Annotated in this window: 17 protein-coding genes; 16 read left to right on the top strand and 1 reads right to left on the bottom strand. The window is 69.3% G+C overall.

Annotated features, from left to right (window positions below):
- The first annotated feature begins 59 nt into the window (after nucleotides 1–59).
- The 8 genes from BU124_RS01205 (at nucleotide 60) to BU124_RS01170 (ending at nucleotide 13,244) form a co-directional block, all read left to right on the top strand.
- The gene (locus tag BU124_RS01205) at nucleotides 60–1,655 is read left to right on the top strand and encodes an alpha-glucosidase (protein WP_084860611.1); all 1,596 of its coding nucleotides are present in this window, start codon (nucleotides 60–62) and stop codon (nucleotides 1,653–1,655) included.
- Complete coding sequence (glgB, locus tag BU124_RS01200; protein WP_245831570.1) at nucleotides 1,652–3,844, top strand: 1,4-alpha-glucan branching protein GlgB; 2,193 nt, start codon at nucleotides 1,652–1,654, stop codon at nucleotides 3,842–3,844. The genes BU124_RS01205 and glgB overlap by 4 nt, the downstream gene beginning before the upstream one ends.
- A gap of 14 nt (nucleotides 3,845–3,858) precedes the next feature.
- Nucleotides 3,859–5,118: a glucose-1-phosphate adenylyltransferase gene (glgC, locus tag BU124_RS01195; RefSeq protein WP_084860610.1), complete on the top strand. Its 1,260-nt coding sequence runs from the start codon at nucleotides 3,859–3,861 to the stop codon at nucleotides 5,116–5,118.
- Complete coding sequence (glgA, locus tag BU124_RS01190; RefSeq protein WP_084860609.1) at nucleotides 5,115–6,536, top strand: glycogen synthase GlgA; 1,422 nt, start codon at nucleotides 5,115–5,117, stop codon at nucleotides 6,534–6,536. The genes glgC and glgA overlap by 4 nt, the downstream gene beginning before the upstream one ends.
- A complete protein-coding gene (gene glgX, locus BU124_RS01185) occupies nucleotides 6,536–8,668 on the top strand; it encodes a glycogen debranching protein GlgX (RefSeq protein ID WP_084860608.1) in 2,133 nt (710 codons plus the stop codon). Before glgA ends, glgX begins: the two co-directional genes overlap by 1 nt.
- Nucleotides 8,665–10,296 (top strand): alpha-D-glucose phosphate-specific phosphoglucomutase, encoded by a 1,632-nt coding sequence (locus BU124_RS01180; RefSeq protein ID WP_084860607.1) that lies wholly within the window; start codon nucleotides 8,665–8,667, stop codon nucleotides 10,294–10,296. The genes glgX and BU124_RS01180 overlap by 4 nt, the downstream gene beginning before the upstream one ends.
- A gap of 126 nt (nucleotides 10,297–10,422) precedes the next feature.
- On the top strand, nucleotides 10,423–12,603 hold the full coding sequence (locus BU124_RS01175) for a sensor histidine kinase (RefSeq protein ID WP_143529840.1): 2,181 nt from the start codon (nucleotides 10,423–10,425) through the stop codon (nucleotides 12,601–12,603).
- Nucleotides 12,600–13,244 (top strand): response regulator, encoded by a 645-nt coding sequence (locus BU124_RS01170; protein WP_084860605.1) that lies wholly within the window; start codon nucleotides 12,600–12,602, stop codon nucleotides 13,242–13,244. The genes BU124_RS01175 and BU124_RS01170 overlap by 4 nt, the downstream gene beginning before the upstream one ends.
- A 156-nt stretch (nucleotides 13,245–13,400) precedes the next feature.
- On the opposite strand, the gene BU124_RS01165 is transcribed toward BU124_RS01170, so the two are convergent.
- Nucleotides 13,401–13,829: a GNAT family N-acetyltransferase gene (locus BU124_RS01165; protein ID WP_179141834.1), complete on the bottom strand. Its 429-nt coding sequence runs from the start codon at nucleotides 13,827–13,829 to the stop codon at nucleotides 13,401–13,403.
- 158 nt (nucleotides 13,830–13,987) lie between these two features.
- Here BU124_RS01165 and BU124_RS01160 point away from each other — a divergent pair, with 158 nt between their 5' ends.
- From BU124_RS01160 to BU124_RS01125, 8 genes are all read left to right on the top strand, one after another.
- On the top strand, nucleotides 13,988–14,497 hold the full coding sequence (locus BU124_RS01160) for a hypothetical protein (protein ID WP_084860603.1): 510 nt from the start codon (nucleotides 13,988–13,990) through the stop codon (nucleotides 14,495–14,497).
- An 86-nt stretch (nucleotides 14,498–14,583) separates the two neighbouring features.
- Nucleotides 14,584–14,952: a hypothetical protein gene (locus BU124_RS01155; protein ID WP_084860602.1), complete on the top strand. Its 369-nt coding sequence runs from the start codon at nucleotides 14,584–14,586 to the stop codon at nucleotides 14,950–14,952.
- 11 nt (nucleotides 14,953–14,963) lie between these two features.
- Nucleotides 14,964–15,482, top strand: coding sequence for a hypothetical protein (locus tag BU124_RS01150; protein WP_143529839.1), 519 nt, complete (start codon nucleotides 14,964–14,966; stop codon nucleotides 15,480–15,482).
- A 29-nt stretch (nucleotides 15,483–15,511) separates the two neighbouring features.
- Nucleotides 15,512–15,991 (top strand): hypothetical protein, encoded by a 480-nt coding sequence (locus tag BU124_RS01145; protein ID WP_084860600.1) that lies wholly within the window; start codon nucleotides 15,512–15,514, stop codon nucleotides 15,989–15,991.
- 104 nt (nucleotides 15,992–16,095) lie between these two features.
- The gene (locus tag BU124_RS01140; protein WP_084860599.1) at nucleotides 16,096–16,458 is read left to right on the top strand and encodes an SEL1-like repeat protein; all 363 of its coding nucleotides are present in this window, start codon (nucleotides 16,096–16,098) and stop codon (nucleotides 16,456–16,458) included.
- Between the two features lie 41 nt (nucleotides 16,459–16,499).
- Nucleotides 16,500–16,889, top strand: coding sequence for a hypothetical protein (locus BU124_RS01135; protein WP_084860598.1), 390 nt, complete (start codon nucleotides 16,500–16,502; stop codon nucleotides 16,887–16,889).
- Nucleotides 16,890–16,924: 35 nt separating this feature from the next.
- Nucleotides 16,925–17,419, top strand: coding sequence for a hypothetical protein (locus BU124_RS01130; RefSeq protein WP_084860597.1), 495 nt, complete (start codon nucleotides 16,925–16,927; stop codon nucleotides 17,417–17,419).
- Nucleotides 17,416–17,994, top strand: a complete 579-nt coding sequence (locus BU124_RS01125) for a hypothetical protein (protein WP_084860596.1) — start codon at nucleotides 17,416–17,418, stop codon at nucleotides 17,992–17,994. Before BU124_RS01130 ends, BU124_RS01125 begins: the two co-directional genes overlap by 4 nt.
- Nucleotides 17,995–18,024: the final 30 nt, after the last annotated feature.

Below are 18,024 nucleotides of genomic sequence, written 5' to 3'. Positions count from 1 at the left end.
GGGCCAACACAGATACCCCGGCAGCGCGCGCCGACGGCCAATGAACAGGGGGATCGCGCATGGCGGACGGGCAGGACTGGTGGCGCGGATCGGTCACCTATCAGATCTATCCGCGCTCCTTCATGGATGCCGACGGCGACGGGATCGGCGACATCCGCGGCATCACCGACCGGCTGGATCACGTCGCCAGCCTCGGGGTGGACGCGATCTGGATCAGCCCGGTCTTTCCCTCGCCCATGGCCGACATGGGCTATGACGTTTCGGACTACCGCGATATCGACCCCGTCTTCGGCACGCTGGCCGATTTCGATGAAATGGTCGCCAAGGCGCACGCCCTGGGGCTGCGGGTCATCATCGACCAGGTGCTCAGCCATGCCTCGGACCAGCATCCCCATTTCACCGAAAGTCGCGCCAGCCGCGACAACGACAAGGCCGACTGGTTCGTCTGGGCCGACCCGAAACCGGACGGCACGCCACCCAACAACTGGCTGGCGATCTTCGGCGGGCCGGCCTGGCAGTGGGATGCGCGGCGGCGGCAGTATTACTTTCACAATTTCCTGCCCGAACAGCCCGACTGGAACTTTCATAACCCGGCCGTGCAGGACTACCTGCTCGATTGCGTGCGGTTCTGGCTCGACCGTGGCGTGGACGGCTTCCGCCTCGATACGGTCAACTTCTATGTCCACGACCAGATGCTGCGCGACAATGCCGCCAACCCTTCGCCCTGGGCGCAGGAGGCCGGCCGCCCCTTCGAGATGCAGTACACCCTGTTTTCCAAGAACCGGCCCGAGAACCTCGCCTTTCTGGAACGCCTGCGCGCCCTTCTGGACGAGTACGAGGGCCGCGCCATGGTCGGCGAGGTCGGCGACAGCCACCACGCGATCGAGCTGATGGGCCAGTACACCGCCGGCGACAGCCGCCTGCACATGGCCTACAGCTTCGAGATGCTGGGGCCGGATTTCTCGCCCGGGCATTTCCGCGACCGCATCGAGGCGTTTTTCAAGCATGCCCCCGACGGCTGGCCCTGCTGGGCCTTTTCCAACCATGACGTGCCGCGCCATGTCGGGCGCTGGCTGGACCACGGTGCCGACCAGGACGCGCTGGCGCGGCAGGCCGCGGCGCTTCTGCTGTCCTTCGAGGGATCGGTCTGTCTCTATCAGGGCGAGGAACTTGGCCAGGTCGACACCGCCCTGGCCTTCGAGGAACTGACCGACCCCGAGGGGATCAACTTCTGGCCCGACCGGGTCGGGCGCGACGGTTGCCGCACGCCCATGACCTGGGAGGCCGAGGCGCCCAACGCCGGCTTCTCGACCGCCGACCGCACCTGGCTGCCGGTCAAGCCGCCCCAGCAGGCGCGCGCGGTCTCGACCCAGCAGGGCGATGACAGCGTGCTGGCCTTCTACCGCGCCATGCTGGCCCTGCGCCGGGTCGAGCCCGACCTGCGCCTTGGCAAAACGGTGTTTTTGAATCACGACGATCCGGTGCTAGGCTTTCTCCGAGGAGAGGCCATGATCTGCATCTTCAACCTTTCGCCCGAGGCGGTGACGGTGCCGCTTGAGGCCGACCTGGACCCGCTGCTGGACCAGGCCGCCGAGGTGTCGGGCCGGAGCCTCGCGCTGGGGCCGAACGGCTTCGTCATCGGGCGGGTGACATGACCGACCCCGCGCCGCGCCGCCTGCCGCCACACATGGCCGAGGGCGACGTCGCGGCGCTTGTGAACGCGCGCCACGACCGGCCGTTCGACGTGCTGGGTGTCCATGCGACAGACGCGGGCGCGTGGTGCGTCGCGCTCGTGCCGGACGCCAGGCAGGTCACGGTGACGCTGGCGGGCCGGTCGGTCACGCTGGACCACCTCGACGGGCCACTTTTCGCCGCGCCGGTGCCCGATGCGACAGCCGCTTACACCCTGTCGGCCACCTGGTCCGATGGCACGGTGCAGGAGTTCGAAGACCCCTATCGCTTCGGCCCCGTGCTGGGCGAGATCGACCGCCACCTCATCGGCGAGGGCACGCACCGGCGGCTCTGGACGGCGCTGGGCGCGCATGTGACCGAAATCGACGGCGTCGCCGGCACGCATTTCGCCGTCTGGGCGCCCAATGCCGCGCGTGTCTCGGTCGTGGGGGCGTTCAACGCCTGGGACGGGCGGCGCCACCCCATGCGCCGGGTCGGACAGACCGGCGTGTGGGAGATTTTCCTGCCCGGCGTCGACGACGGGACGCTCTACAAATACGAGATCGCCGCGCCCGAGGGCGCGCCCTTCCTCAAGGCCGACCCGCTGGGGTTCGGCGCGCAATACCGGCCCGAGACGGCCTCGGTGGTGCGTGACATTTCCGGCCGCAGCTGGGCCGATGATGACTGGATGGCGCGGCGGGGGCAGGTGCAGCGGCCCGACCGGCCGATCTCGGTCTACGAGGTGCACCTGGGATCGTGGCGGCGCGGCCCGGAGGGCGAAAGCCTCGGCTACGATGACCTGGCGCGCGAACTAGTCGAGTATGCCGCCTGGATGGGCTTCACCCACCTGGAATTCCTGCCGGTCAGCGAATATCCCTTCGACGGCTCCTGGGGGTATCAACCGCTGGGGCTTTATGCGCCCACCAGCCGGTTCGGCCCGCCCGAGGCCTTTCGCGCCCTGATCGAGGCCGCCCATGCGGCGGGGCTGGGCGTGTTGCTGGACTGGGTGCCGGGGCATTTCCCGGCCGATGCCCACGGGCTGGCGCGTTTCGACGGCACCCATCTTTACGAACACGCCGACCCGCGCGAGGGCTATCACCCCGACTGGAACACGCTGATCTACAACTTCGGCCGCGCCGAGGTGCGCAATTTCCTGACGGCCAACGCCCTGTTCTGGCTGGAGGAATTTCACGTCGACGGGCTGCGCGTGGATGCCGTGGCCTCGATGCTCTACCGCGATTACTCGCGCGCGGACGGTGAGTGGATTCCCAACCGCGACGGCGGCCGCGAGAACTACGAGGCCATCAATTTCCTGCAGGAGATGAACACGCTGTGCTACGCCCAAGCCGAGGGCGCCGTGACCGTGGCCGAGGAATCGACGGCCTTTCCGGGGGTTTCGGCCCCGGTTCACGCCGGCGGGCTGGGCTTCGGCTTCAAGTGGAACATGGGCTGGATGAACGACACCCTGCGCTACATGCAGACCGACCCGATCTACCGCGCGCACGACCATCACCTGCTGACGCATCCGATCGACTATTCGTTTTCGGAGAATTTCGTCCTGCCGATCAGCCATGACGAGGTCGTGCACGGCAAGGGCGCGATGATCGCCAAGATGCCCGGCCCCGAGCGGGAGGCATTCGCCAACCTGCGCGCCTACTACGCCTTCATGTGGGGGCATCCGGGCAAGAAGCTGCTGTTCATGGGCTGCGAGATCGCGCAGGCGGCCGAGTGGAACCACGACACCGCGCTGGACTGGGCCGCCGCGCAGGCCGGGCCGCGGCGCGGGGTGCAATTGCTGGTGCGCGATCTCAACCACCTCTACCGCGACACCCCCGCGCTGCACCGGCGCGATTGCGACCCGTCAGGCTTTCAATGGATCGCCAACGACCCGGCCCGCTCGCTGTCGGCCTTCGCGCGCTTCGGCGAAGAGGGCGACGCGGCGGTCGTCGTCGTCTGCAACTTTACCCCCATCGAAAGGGACTGGCGCATCGGGCTGCCCCGGCCCGGCACTTGGGACGAGGTGCTCAACACCGATGCGGCGGTCTACGGCGGCGGCGACCGGGGCAACGCCGGCCGCGTGCCGGCGCAGGCGGACGCGTGCGATGGTCTGCCGCAGTCGGCCGAGGTTACGGTGCCGCCGCTGGCCGTGCTGATGTTGCGCCACAGGACTTGAGGGAGGAGAGGACCATGGTGGAAAGAAAACGGCTGACGCAGCGGTCCATGGCATTCGTGCTGGCCGGGGGGCGCGGCTCGCGGCTCAAGGAACTGACCGACCGGCGCGTGAAACCCGCCGTCCATTTCGGCGGCAAGACCCGGATCATCGACTTCGCGCTGTCGAACGCGATGAACTCTGGCATCCGCCAGATCGCCGTGGCTACGCAATACAAGGCGCATTCGCTGATCCGCCATTGCCACCGGGGCTGGAATTTCTTTCGCTCCGAACGCAACGAGTTTCTCGATATCCTTCCGGCCTCGCAGCGGGGCGCGGGGGCGCACTGGTATCGCGGCACCGCCGATGCGGTGACACAGAACATCGACATCATCGACAGCTACGACATCGAGTATATCGTCGTTCTGGCCGGCGATCACATCTACAAGATGGATTACGAGATCATGCTGTCCCAGCACGTCGACTCCGGCGCGGATGTCACCGTCGGCTGCCTGACCGTCCCGCGCGACGAGGCCTCGGCCTTCGGGGTCATGGCGGTGGATACCGACAGCCGCATCACCTCGTTTCTGGAAAAACCCGCCGATCCGCCCGCCACGCCCGAGGACCCGGACAAGGCCCTCGCCTCGATGGGGATCTACGTTTTCCGCTGGGCCTACCTGCGCGACCTTTTGCTGGCCGATGCCGAGGACGAGGCTTCAGCGCATGACTTCGGCGGCGACCTGATCCCGGCCATCGTGCGCGACGGCAAGGCCGTGGCCCACCGCTTCGATGACAGCTGCGTGCGTGCCGAGGGGGCGCCCAGCTACTGGCGCGACGTGGGCACGCTCGATGCCTTCTGGGAGGCCAACATCGACCTGACGGATTTCACCCCGGAACTCGACCTCTGGGACACGACCTGGCCGATCTGGACCTATTCCGAGAACCTGCCGCCGGCCAAGTTCATCCACGACCAGAAGGACCGCCGCGGCGTGGCCATATCCTCGATGGTGTCGGGGGGCTGCATCATCTCGGGCACCGAGGTGCGCAATTCGCTGCTGTTCTCAAAGGTGCACACCAATTCCTACGCGGTGCTCGATCATTCGGTGCTGTTGCCCGAGGTGGTCATCCACCGCTCGGCCCGGCTGCGCAAATGCGTGATCGACCGCGGCGTGGAAATCCCCCGCGGCCTGGTGGTTGGCGAGGACCCGGCCGAGGACGCGCGCTTCTTCCGCGTCACCGAGAAGGGCACGACGCTGATCACCAAGCCCATGGTCGAGGCCTGGCAGGCGGCGCAGTGACACGGGTTCTGTCGGTCGCCTCTGAATGCGCGCCGCTGGTCAAGACCGGCGGCCTGGCCGATGTGGCCGGGGCGATGCCCGCGGCGCTGGCCGGGCAGGGCGTCGAGATGCGCAGCCTGCTGCCCGGCTACCCGACGGTGATGGCGGCGCTGGAGGAGGCGACGCCGGTGGCCGCGATCGGGTCGCTCTTCGGCGGGCCGGCGCGGCTGCTGGGCGCGCGCGCGGCGGGGCTGGAGGTGCTGGTGATCGACGCGCCGCATCTGTTCGACCGCGCGGGCGGGCCCTACCTCGACCCCGAGGGGCAGGACTGGCCCGACAATGCCGACCGCTTTGCCGCGCTGGCCCGCGTCGCGGCCGATATCGCCGCCGGCCGGCTGGGCGACTGGCAGCCCGATCTTGTTCATTGCCACGACTGGCAGGCGGGGCTGGTGCCCTATTACCTGCGGCGTGAAAACACCGGCGTGCCCAGCGTGCTGACGATCCACAACATCGCCTTTCAGGGGCTGACGCCCATGGAGCGGGCCGCCGATCTGGGGATCGCGGCGGCGGACCTTGACAAGGACGGCGTGGAATACTGGGGGCAGCTTTCGATGCTCAAGGCCGGGCTGGTCTTCGCCGACCGGCTGACCACCGTCTCGCCCACCTATGCCGAGGAACTGATGCGGCCCGCCTTCGGCATGGGCCTTGACGGGGTGCTGCGCGCCCGGCGGGCCGACCTGCGCGGCATCCTCAACGGTATCGACCTGGCGGCCTGGTCGCCGGGCACGGATCCGCATGTGCGCTCCTACAAGACGCCGCGCGGCAAACCGGCCAACCGCGCCGCCCTGCGCGCCGAACTGGGCCTGCCCGATGCGCCCGGCCCGCTCTGCGTGGTGGTGTCGCGGCTGACCGAACAGAAGGGGCTGGACCTGCTGCTCGAGGCCCTGCCGCGTCTGCTGGACCGCGGCGGGCAACTGGCGCTGCTGGGCAGCGGCGAGCCGGCGCTGGAGGCCGCCTTTGCCGGGCTGGATGAGGCCAACGTCGCGGTGCGCATCGGCTATGACGAGGCCCTGTCGCATCGGATGATCGCCGGGGGGGATGCCATCCTCGTGCCCTCGCGGTTCGAGCCCTGCGGGCTGACCCAGCTTTACGGGCTGCGCTACGGCACCCTGCCGCTGGTGGCGCTGACCGGCGGGCTGGCCGACACCGTGATCCCGGCGACCCCGGCGACGCTGGCGCGGCAGGTGGCGACGGGCCTGCAGTTCCATCCCATCGACGCCGAGGCGCTGGGCAATGCCCTGTCGACCCTGTGCGACCTTTTCGCCGCCCCCGATCTGTGGTCAAGGATGCAGCGCAACGCCATGGCGCACCCGGTTGGCTGGGGGCCATCGGCGGCGGCCTATGCCGCGCTTTACGCCGACCTGACCGGGGAGACCTGATGACAGCCTTTCAACTCAGCGCCGGGCGGCCCAATCCGCTGGGGGCCACCTTCGATGGCGAGGGGGTGAATTTCGCCGTCTTCTCGCAGCATGCCAGCAAGGTGACGCTGAGCCTGTGCGACGAGAGCGGCGCCGAGACCTTCCTGCTGGACCTCGTCGAACGCGAGGGCCACATCTGGCACGGCTATATCGCCGGGCTGCGGCCGGGGCAGCAATACGGCTACCGCGTCCACGGCCCCTATGCCCCGGCCGAGGGGCACCGCTTCAACCCGCACAAGTTCCTGGTCGATCCCTACGCCAAGCAGCTCACCGGGCACCTGGAATGGCACGACGCGCTCTACGGTTACGAGATCGGCCATGCCGACGGTGACCTGAGCTTCGACAGCCGCGACAGCGCGCCTTACATGCCGCGCTCGGTGGTGGTGGACCCGGCCTTCACCTGGGGCCGGCAGGACCAGATGCGGCTGGACACGCGCTGGTCAGACACGATCCTTTACGAGGCGCATGTCAAGGGGCTGACCGCCGCGCGCGACGACATACCCCACGCCGGCCGCTTTCTGGCCATGTCGTCCGAGCCGATGCTGCGCCACCTGCGCGAGCTTGGCGTGACGGCGATCGAGCTGATGCCGGTCCATGCCAGCGTCGACGACCGCTTCCTGGTGGACCGGGGCCTGAGCAACTACTGGGGCTACATGACGCTGGGCTTCTTCGCGCCCGACCCCCGCTTCATGACCGGCCGCGACATCGCCGAGTTCCAGCAGATGGTGGCGCGGTTCCACTCCGCCGGGATCGAGGTGATCCTCGACGTGGTCTACAACCACACCGCCGAGGGCGACCACCGCGGCCCGACGCTGTCCTTTCGCGGCTTCGACAACGCCAGCTATTACCGCCTGGCCGAGAATCCGCGCCATTACGTCAACGACACCGGCTGCGGCAACACGCTCGACCTCGATCATCCCTTCGTGCTGCGCATGGTGATGGATTCGCTGCGCTACTGGGTCGAGGTCATGCATGTGGACGGCTTCCGCTTCGACCTGGCCTCGACCCTGGCGCGGACGGACGGGCAGTTCGACCGTGACGGCCCCTTCTGCCGGGCGATCCGGCAAGACCCGATGCTCAACAAGGTCAAGATGATCGCCGAACCCTGGGACATCGGCCCGGGCGGCTATCAACTGGGGGCCTTTCCTTCGCCCTTTGTCGAATGGAACGACCAGTTCCGCGACAACGTGCGCCGGTTCTGGCGCGGCGATGCGCTCATGACGCGCAAGCTGGCCGGGCATGTCGCCGGCTCGGCGCTGAGCTTCGACCACGACGGCCGGCCGGCCACCGCCTCGGTCAACTTCGTGACGGCGCATGACGGCTTCACGCTGATGGACACGGTCAGCTACAGCGAAAAGCACAACGCGGCCAACGGCGAAGACGGGCGCGACGGCCACGACGCCAACCATTCCGACAACTGCGGCCACGAGGGCCCGACCGAGGACGCCGAGATCCTCGCGCGCCGGGCGCGGCGGCGGCGCAACATGCTGGCCACGGTGATGTTCAGCCAGGGCACGCCGATGATCCTGGCCGGCGACGAACTGGGCAATTCGCAGGGCGGCAACAACAACGCCTATTGTCAGGACAACGCCATCGGCTGGGTCGACTGGGAGGCCGCCGACCCGGATTTCCTGGCCTTCTGCCGCCGCATCATCGCCTTTCGCAAGGCCAACCCGATCCTGCGGCAAAAGCGGTTTTTGCACGCGGGCACCCGCGCGGTGGACGGCAAGCCGGATGTTTTCTGGCGCCGCGCCGACGGGCGGGCCATGCACGAGGACGACTGGTGCAATCCCGACCTGCGCTGCCTGGGGGTCGAGATGCGCATGGCCCGCGGCACCCCCGCCTACGAGCCGCGCACCGGGGCGGTCTACCTGCTGTTCAACGCCGGAGGGCCGACCCGCGCGGTGCTGCCCGAGGCTCTGCCGGGGCATCGCTGGCAGCGCGTCATCGACACCTCTGGCCGGTCGGCCGCGCCGGCCGATCAGGGCGGCGAGCGCATCGCCGAAGACAGCGTCGTGGCCTTCGAACTGGCCCCCTTGACCGAGAGCGCGGCGCGATCAAAACCACAGCACGCCGGGAGGGCGCGGGCATGACCCAGCAGACCGTCGCGACCACGCCGATCGCCGGGCAGAAACCGGGCACCAGCGGCTTGCGCAAGAAGACCCGGGTCTTCATGGCGCCGGGGTATCTCGAAAACTACGTCCAGGCGATTTTCGACGGGATCGGCGGGGTCGCGGGCAAGACGCTGGTGATCGGGGGCGACGGGCGCTATTTCAACGAGACGGCGACGGGCACCATCCTGGCGATGGCGGCGGCCAACGGGGCGGCGCGCTGCATCGTCGGGCAGGGCGGGTTGCTGTCGACGCCCGCGGCCTCGCACCTGATCCGTACCCGCGGCGCTGATGGCGGGCTGATCCTGTCGGCCAGCCACAACCCCGGCGGGCCGGATGCGGATTTCGGCGTGAAATACAACGGCCCCAACGGCGGCCCCGCGCCCGAAGCAGTCACCGCGGCGATCCACGCCCGCACGCTGGACATCACCGAATACCACGTCTTCACGGGGGGCGCGGTGGCGCTCGACCGTCTCGGTCAGGCCCGTCTGGGCAACATGGCGGTCGAGGTCGTGGACCCGGTCGCCGATTACGCCGCCCTCATGGAAGAACTTTTCGATTTCGAGGCCATCTCGGCGCTGCTGCGCGGCGGCTTCCGCGTCCGGTTCGACGCGATGCACGCCGTAACCGGGCCCTATGCGCGCGAAATCCTTGAAACCCGGTTGGGGGCGCCGGCGGGCACGGTCGTCAACGCGGTGCCTGATCCGACGTTCGGAGGCGGCCACCCCGACCCCAACCCGGTCTGGGCGGCGGACCTGATGGCGCGGATGCAGGCCGAGGATGCCCCGGATTTCGGTGCCGCCTCGGACGGTGACGGCGACCGCAACATGATCCTGGGCCGCAACTGCTATGTCGGCCCCTCCGACAGCCTCGCGGTGCTGGCCGACCGGGCCCACCTGGCGCCGGGCTATGCGGGCGGGCTGGCCGGGGTGGCGCGCTCGATGCCGACCTCGGCGGCGGCGGACCGCGTGGCCGAGGCCCGCGGCATGGCCTGCTACGAGACGCCCACCGGCTGGAAGTTCTTCGGCAACCTGCTCGACGCCGGGCGCGTGACCCTCTGCGGCGAGGAAAGCGCGGGCACCGGCTCGGCCCATGTCCGCGAAAAGGACGGTCTCTGGGCGGTGCTGTTGTGGCTCAACATCCTTGCGGTGAGCGGCAAATCGGTGGCCGGGCTGATGACCGACCACTGGGCGCGCTACGGGCGCAACTATTACTCGCGCCACGACTACGAGGGCGTGGACAGTGCCGTGGCCGAGGCGATCATGGCCGACCTGGAGGCCCGCCTCGACGATCTTCCCGGCGCGCAGGCCGCCGGACTGACCGTGGCGCGGGCGGATGTCTTTTCCTATCACGACCCCGTCGACGGGTCGGTCGCGACGGCGCAGGGGCTGCGCGTCTTCTTCGAGGGCGGCGCGCGCGTCGTGCTGCGGCTCTCGGGGACCGGCACCGAGGGGGCGACGCTGCGGCTCTATCTCGAACGGCTGGAAACCGACGCGGGGGCGCTGCACCAGGACCCGCAGGCGGCGCTGGCCCCGGTCATCGCCGCAACCGAGGCCCTGACCGGGATCGCCGCGCGCACCGGGCGCCGGGCGCCCGACGTCATGACCTGAGCCACCGTCCGGGCCGGCGGCGCGACGCGCCATGGGCGAGCGGCATCGCGTCTACCCCCTTCAGGGGAGGTGATCGGCGCCCGAATGTGGCTATAGTCGGGGAACCCATGGCCGGAGGTTTCCCGTTTGCGCGCCCGTTTCACCCCCGTTTTGATCCTCGCCCCGGCGCTGGTTCTGGCCGCGCTCGGGGCGCTGGGCGCCGTCCTGCTGGCACTGGATCAGCCCTGGGCGGGGATTGACCTGGCCGTCACCGGGGACGGGCAGGACATCGTCCTGGCCGACGTGGACCGGGCAGGTCCGAACGACGGCCTGGCGCCCGGCGGCCGGCTGCTGGCACTCGCCACCGCCGACGGTGCGGCCCGCATCGAACCGCGCGCGGCCGACCTGGCCGAGGAACCCGACGTCGCCGACAGTTTCGACGCGCTGGACGGGGTGTTCCTGGTCAGGCAGGGCCGGCTGCACGATATCCTGGCCTCCGGCCGGGCCAGGGCGACGCTGGCCCCCGCCGACGGCCCGGACCGCACCGTCACGCTGGCCACCGCCCCTGCGCGCCCCATCGGCGACCTGCCGGTCGTCTTCTGGGTGCAGGTGCTGGTTGCCGTGACCGGCCTCGTGATGGGCACCTGGGTCTGGAGCCTGCGCGCGCAGGACCTGGCCGCCTTCATGTTCGCGCTGGCCGGGTGGGGGCTGGCGCTCTCGGCGCTCTGCGCCTCGGTCTATAGCACGCGCGAGGTGGCCATGCCCGAGGGGTTGTTCCGCGTGCTGTCCAATCTCAACAACGCCGGTGCATTGACCTTCGGGGCGGGCATGATCGGGCTTCTCCTGCGCTATCCTGCCAGATTGGTAGGTATGCGGGCGACCCTTGGTCCGGCGGTTGTCCTCGCCGCTTTCGTGGCGGCGGACATGCTGCGCCTGGGATCGGGGCCGGCGATCACGCGTTACCTGCCTATCGTGCTTTCGATGGTCGCCATCGTCGCGTGCCTGGGGCTGCAGACGCGCGCCACCCGGGGCGATCCGCGCGGCCGGGCCACCCTGCGCTGGCTCGGGCTGTCGATCCTGGCGGGGGCCGGGGCCTTCACGCTGACGATCATCGTGCCGCAGCTGCTGGGCGCCGACGTCACCCTGTCGCAGGGCTACGCCTTTCTGTTCTTTCTGCTGATCTACGCCGGGCTGGCCTTCGGGGTGCGCCGCACCCGGCTGTTCAACCTCGAAAAATGGGCCTTCCGGATCCTCTTCACCATGGTGGCGGTGGTGCTGATCGTGGGCCTCGACGCGGTGTTGGTCCTGGCGCTGTCGGTCGATCGGGGCCCGGCGCTCAGCCTGTCCTTCGTGGCCGTGACCCTCGCCTACCTGCCCTTTCGCGAGGCGATCTGGCGGTGGATCTTCACCCCGGTGGAACCCCAGCGCCAGCGCCTGTTCAGCCAGATCGTGGACATCGCCCTGACCCCGCCCGGCGGCAGCCAGGCGGCGCGTTGGCGGGCGCTGCTGGCGGACCTGTTCCATCCCCTGCACATCGAGGAGGCCGGCCGCGCCACCGGACCCGGCGCCAGGCTGGACGAGGGCGGCCTGGTCCTGTCGGTGCCCGCGGCGGGCCGCGCGCCGGCGCTGCGGCTGTCCTACGCGGGGGGCGGGCGGCGGCTCTTTCGGCCCCGCGACGTGACACTTGTCGACGAGATGGTCGCCATGCTGGCCCATGCCGGCGAAAGCGGCCGGGCCTACGAAAAGGGCGTGGCCGAGGAACGCGCCCGCATCTCGCGCGACATGCACGACAACATCGGCGCGCAACTGCTCAGCGCGCTGCACAGTGCCGAAGCGCCGCGAAAGGACGGGCTGATCCGCGAGGCGCTGTCGGAGTTGCGCGCGATCATAAACGCCCCGTCCGCCGGCGCGGTGCCGCTGGACGAGATCCTCGCCAACCTGCGCGCCGAGACGGCAGACCGGCTTGAGGCCGCCGGCATCGCGCTGGGCTGGCAGGTCACCGGCGCGGCGGGCGCGGTGCTGGCGCCGCAACAGGCCCATGCCCTGCGCTCGGTCCTGCGCGAGGCCGTCAGCAATGTGATCCGCCACGCCGGGGCCGGGCGCGTCGACGTCGACCTGGCCGCGACGGGGGCCGAGCTGGAGGTCCGCTCCACCGACGATGGCCGGGGCTTCGACGCCGCGCGCACAATTGACGGGCACGGGCTGGCCAACATGCGCAGCCGGATCGAGGGCCTGGGCGGCGCGATCGAGATTGCCGGGGCGGCACCGGGCACCCGGCTGTGCGCCCGCCTGCCCGGCGGGGCCATGCAGGAGGGCGGCCGACCATGAAACATATCCTTATCGTCGAGGACATTACCGAGACGCGCGACTGGCTGGCCGGGATCGCCCGCGCCGCATTTCCCGGATGCGAGATCACCGGCGCGGGCACCATGCGCGCCGGCATCGCCGAGGTGGCCCGGCGCGACTTCGACCTGGCGGTGATCGACCTGGGCCTGCCCGACGGGTCGGGCATGGAAGTGCTGCGCAACCTGCGCCTCGTGCGCCCCGAGACGGTGGCGGTGGTCAGCACAGTGATGGGCGACGACGCGCATATCGTCGCGGCGCTCTCGGCCGGGGCCGATGGCTATCTTCTCAAGGAACAGCCCGAGGACCTGCTGCGCCACCAACTGGGCCAGCTGGCCAACGGCATCCCGGCGCTGACCCCCTCGATCGCGCGCCGCATCATGGAGCATTTCCGCTATACCGGCCCGGCCGAACAGCCCGAGGACGAGCTGACCGTGCGCGAACGCGAGATGCTGGCGTTGATCGCGCGGGGCTTGCGCAACGCAGAGGTCGCTGCCGAGACGGGGCTGGCCGTGGGCACCGTGGCCAGCCACATCAAGTCGATCTACCGCAAGCTGGGCATCTCCTCGCGCGCCGAGGCCGCCTGGCACGCCGCCCGCATGGGCCTGATCACGCCGGGCGACTAGGGCGCGCCACGTCGCGACAGGCCCCCGCGCGGGGCAGCCCCGCGCGCGCAGCGCAGGCCGACGGGGCCGTTATGCGCCGGGGGAGGGGGTGCAGAGACATGGCTGGGTCAGGACGATGGGCCACGGGTACAATATCCGGCGCGGCTCCCGGGTCCATCAATCCCGCGCGCAGTGCGCCGTCTTGAATAGAAGTTCCGGGTCACCGGCATCCAGTCCTGCGATCTGTCCGCAGAACATCCAACCCGTTTTGCTCAACAGGCCGCGCATCGCCATGTTCGACCGATTGGTCGATGTCCATATCTCCGCATGCTCCAGCGCGGCGGCGTCGAGCAAGTTCCGGCCGATGCCGCGTCGCCGTGCACCCCGGTCTACCATGAGAAGTGAGATGAAGACCTTTCCGAAGAAGTAGCGATCATCGAGGCAACAAAACCCAACGGTGCGCCCTTGATCTTCGATCAGTCTGAGACCGCCGCGTTCCGCCACCGCCGCGATGTAGGGGGCTCTTGTCTCCGTGCCCGACGAACCCGCGTCGATCCGGATCGCCGCGGTTATCTCTTCTTCTGTTTCGCCCGTTCGAACCTTCATTGGGCCAGTGTAGCAGGGTTGGAAAGTCATGGCAGCGTCGTCGTGCCTCACGGAATTCACTGAAACCGGGGCGGCGCCTACCCTGTTCGGGGGATGGCGGCAGGGGCGGCGTCGGGCCAGTCTGCCCGTGACGACAGATCCCGAAACCGGAGCGAGCCATGCAGACCTGCCTGACACTTCGATCCGCGGCGCTGGCCCTGGGCCTCTCTGGGCTGGTTGCCGCGCCCGTCACGGCCTGGGAGGCCACGCCGACCCCCGAACGCGGCGTCGACGGTCGCCCCGCGTGCCTGCTCTGGAGTGGCCTCGGCGCCCCGATCCTGATGATCGAGCACCGAAAGGACCGGGCCGCGAGCCTCGCGGTCTACGCCGCCGAACTCTCTGGCGCCCCCGCCGACGCCGAGGGCACGCTGAGCTTTGCCTCCGGGCGCAGCTATCCGCTGGCCGTCACCGTACGCCCGGACGAGGCACCCTATGCCGCCGCGGTCGCCCGGCCGCCCGGCGACGGTGTCAATGCCCTTCTGGCCGATGACATGGCCACGGTGCTGGCCGAGATGATGGCCAGCGGGCGCATGACCCTGACCTTGCCGCAGGCCCCGCCGCTGCGCTTCGCGCTCGATCGCGCCGGGCCGCGGATCCTCGCCTTCATGTCCTGCCAGGAGCGGCTCTGACCCGGCCTCCCCTGTTCGGGGGATATGCGGGGGTGGCAGGCGCGGGCATCATGACCGCAGACAACCGACTTTGGGGAGACCGAACCATGATGGGACTGAAAACACTTTCTCGGGGGCTGGCCGTGGGGGCCTTTCTCGCCCTGGGCGCCTGTTCGGGCGATCTGCTGACCGGCGGGCCACTGGTGCGGCCGGGCGAGCCGACGGGGACCATCGTGGTCCACAACCAGACAGGCATCAGCGTGCCTGCAGTGGCGATCTCGGCTTGCGACGTGGGCAGCTACGGCCTGAACCGTCTGCCCGACGGCATGTGGCTCGACCCGGGCGAGAGCTATGCCTTCACCGTGTCCTCGGGCTGCTGGGATGTGCTGGTCGGCAACGGCTACCGCGAGGTGCGCCAGCGCATGCAGGTGCGCGCCGGGGGCGGTGTGAATTTCTACGTCACCGAGGACGCCTGAGGGGAATGGCCATGACACGCGCAAGACCACCGTTCCGGGCGGCCGTGATCGCCGCCCTTGTCCCGGGCCTGGCCCCGACGACGGCCAGCGCGCAGGAGGACGTCTGGAAATGGACGTCCAGCCCGCAGCAGACGGCGCAGGGCGATCACTGCTGGATGGGCATCGGCCACGCGGGGCGCAAGTTCAGCCTGCACGCGACATCGGGTTTGGGCAATTTCATCGGCCTTGACGCGCCTGTCCTGAGCGGCCTGACGGGCGAGCAGGAGGGCCGGATCACCTTCGCGAGCGACACCCCACAGGGCCAGCGCTACACGCTTTACTGGAACACGGGCGACACGCCCTCGACCTGGGTGGCCAATGGCATCGGCGAGGACGGCGTGATCGCCATCCTGCAGGGCTTCATCATGGCCGACACCTTCGAGTCGGGCATGAGCGTTTCCCTGGGGCACAGCGCGGTGTTGTTTCGCTTCCCGGTTTCCGGTTCCACCGAAGCCGCCGAGGGCTTTGCCGGCTGCTGGGACCAGCTTTGACAGCCACACGGACAGGAGGCGCGCCGCGCATGTTGAAACGAACTCTTCCGATACTGGCGCTCGGCGCGGTCACGGCCACCCCGGCCCCGGCCCAGACCTCGCTGTGGGAGGCCGCTGCCGCCCCGGTAATGCAGGACAATGGCCCTCCCTATTGCCACATGACCCAGAGCGACGGGACGCGACTAATTTCCTTCAGCGTGCAGCCCGGAACGTGGTCAATCGGTGTCTACGCCTCTGCATTGAAGGGCATGGATACAAAGATTGAGGCCACCCTGCAGATCGGCAATGGTCCGACCTACTCGCTGACAATGATGGGCGGCGGTGGCGGATATACCGTAAACCTGACATCCGACGGGATGGCGACGGTGCTCGACGCCCTGATCCTGTACGGCGACGAGGAGACACGACTGACCGTCGGATCGGAGTCTGAACTCGTCATACCAGCAGACGGCACACAGGACGCGGCGCGCACCATGTGGGATTGCCGTGCAGACCTGCCCGAAGGTTGAGGCCGCGCCCGCCTCCCCCGTTCGGGGGATACCGGGGCGGGGTCGGCAGGCTGTAGGCTGACAGCGAAACCGGAATGGCACCTATGATGGGAGGAGACAGGATCATGAAACCATTTGCGGGAGCGGCCCTGGCGGGCCTGATGGCTGTCCTGGCGGCCACCGGCGCGGCAGCCGGGACCTACGACAACATGTTCTTCGTCTTCGGCATCGAGATGTCGGCCACCCTGCAAGAGGCCGACGAGGCAGTGACACGCGGCGATTACAAGCGGGCGGAGGACCTGCTGATCCCGCTGGCCGATGGCGGCGATGCCGATGCGCAGTTCATGCTGGGGATGATGTACGCCAATGAGCAGGTGTCCGAGGTCAAGGAAGGCAACCCCTTCGTTGCCAAATTCCTGATCTGTGCCGCTTACAAACAGGGGCACGTCCTCGCGCAGGAGATCGCGACGGGCGGTGTCTGCGACTGACGCGGGCCGGCCTTTCGCATTCCGAGACGACAGGAGATTTCATGCGATACCTTTCCCTGCCAGCCGCCCTGCTTCTGACCCTGACAGGCACGGGGCCGACGACGGCCGAGGGGCCGATCACGCCGGGCGGCGTTCTCAACACCGCCCATGACGGCTGGTCCGAGGCCGTTGCGGGCGAGAACCCCTTCACCCAGGACGAAGCCGCCGCGACCATGGCCTTCTTCCTGCGCTGCCGCGACGTGCAGAACATGGGCGATATCGATGCCGAGGCCTTCGCCACGGATGTCTGGGCGGGCGGTCTTGACGCGAACGACTTCACCGAGGGCGGCGCGCACTGGGGCCGCGTGCAGGCCTATTACAGCGACTTCAGCACCTACGCCGACGTTGCAATCACCGTGATGTGCGAAATCAATCCCTATCGGCGCGACTGACGCGCCCGAGACCCCGCCCCGAGGAGGCCGCAAAGATGACCCGCAACACCGCACAGCCCCCCGACACGCCCCCCGGTTGGGGTCGGTTCGCGGGGATTGCCGCGCTTTATGCCCTGCTGGGCCCGCTTGTCGGGGCCATCGCGGCGGTCGGGCTGCTGGTGCTCATCGACGTGGCCACGGTTCTTGGCGCGGGGCCGGGTGATGCGGCCGGCGCGGTGCACGGGCGCGGTTTCCTGCTCTTGCTGGCAGCGGGCTTGCCGGTGGCCTACGGCGTCGGGCTGCCCTCCAGCGTCGCCGTGGGGGTGATCGTCGCCCTGCGCGATCGCCGCCAGCGCGCCATCAGCCGGCGTGCGGCGCTGGCCGCGGCGCTTGCCCTCTGGGTGGTGATGTCGGCGGTGGCGGCATTGGTGATCTCGACGCGCGGCGGTTTCCTGGCCTGGCTGGGGATGCTGCTGGCCGCGCATGTGCTGGCCGCGATGGTCTGCACCTGGGTGGCACGCCGCCTGTTCTCGGCCTGGGTGCCGTCATGACCGCGATGCCGCAGATCTTTCGCTACAGGCCCGCCGCGCTGAGCGGCGAGGTCGAGCTTTGCCTCGACGGGTCGACGCTGGTCATCACCGGCGAGGGCACGCTCGACCTGGCCGAGGTCGACAGAGCATTCCTGGAAATGCGCACCTTCGGCGATGCCCGCATGGTGCGGCTGGACCTGTTCCGGGGCGAGGAGCGCCAGTCGCTCGGGTTCAACGCCTCCAGCGTGGGCTATGCCGAGAACCCTGATGCCCGGCAGCACTGGGCGGCGGTCGCCGCGATCCTGCGGGCGCTGGCCGAGGTTCAGCCGGGCGCCGAGGTCACGCTGGGGCCGTCGCGCGGGCCGAACCTCGTCATGTTCGGGATCGGCATTTTCGGGTTGATCGCGGGCGGCACCATCGGCACCGCGGCCTTGGTCGACGGTAAGGTCGAGGCGGCGGTGCCCGCTGTCCTGCTGCTGCTGCTCGGGCTGGCGCTGGTGATCACCCATTGGCCCTGGGCCCCGCGCAAGCGGCGCAGGGCCGCCGATCTGGCCGCCGAGATGGAACCGGGCGCGGAGACGGTCGACATCACCTAGGCCGCGTACCCCCACGGAGGATGAACGCTT

Origin of the sequence: Salibaculum halophilum, assembly GCF_002094885.1 — a bacterium.
GTDB lineage: Bacteria > Pseudomonadota > Alphaproteobacteria > Rhodobacterales > Rhodobacteraceae > Salibaculum > Salibaculum halophilum.
Note: the sequence above shows the minus strand (reverse complement) of the source record. Positions and strands in the feature narration are given on the sequence as shown.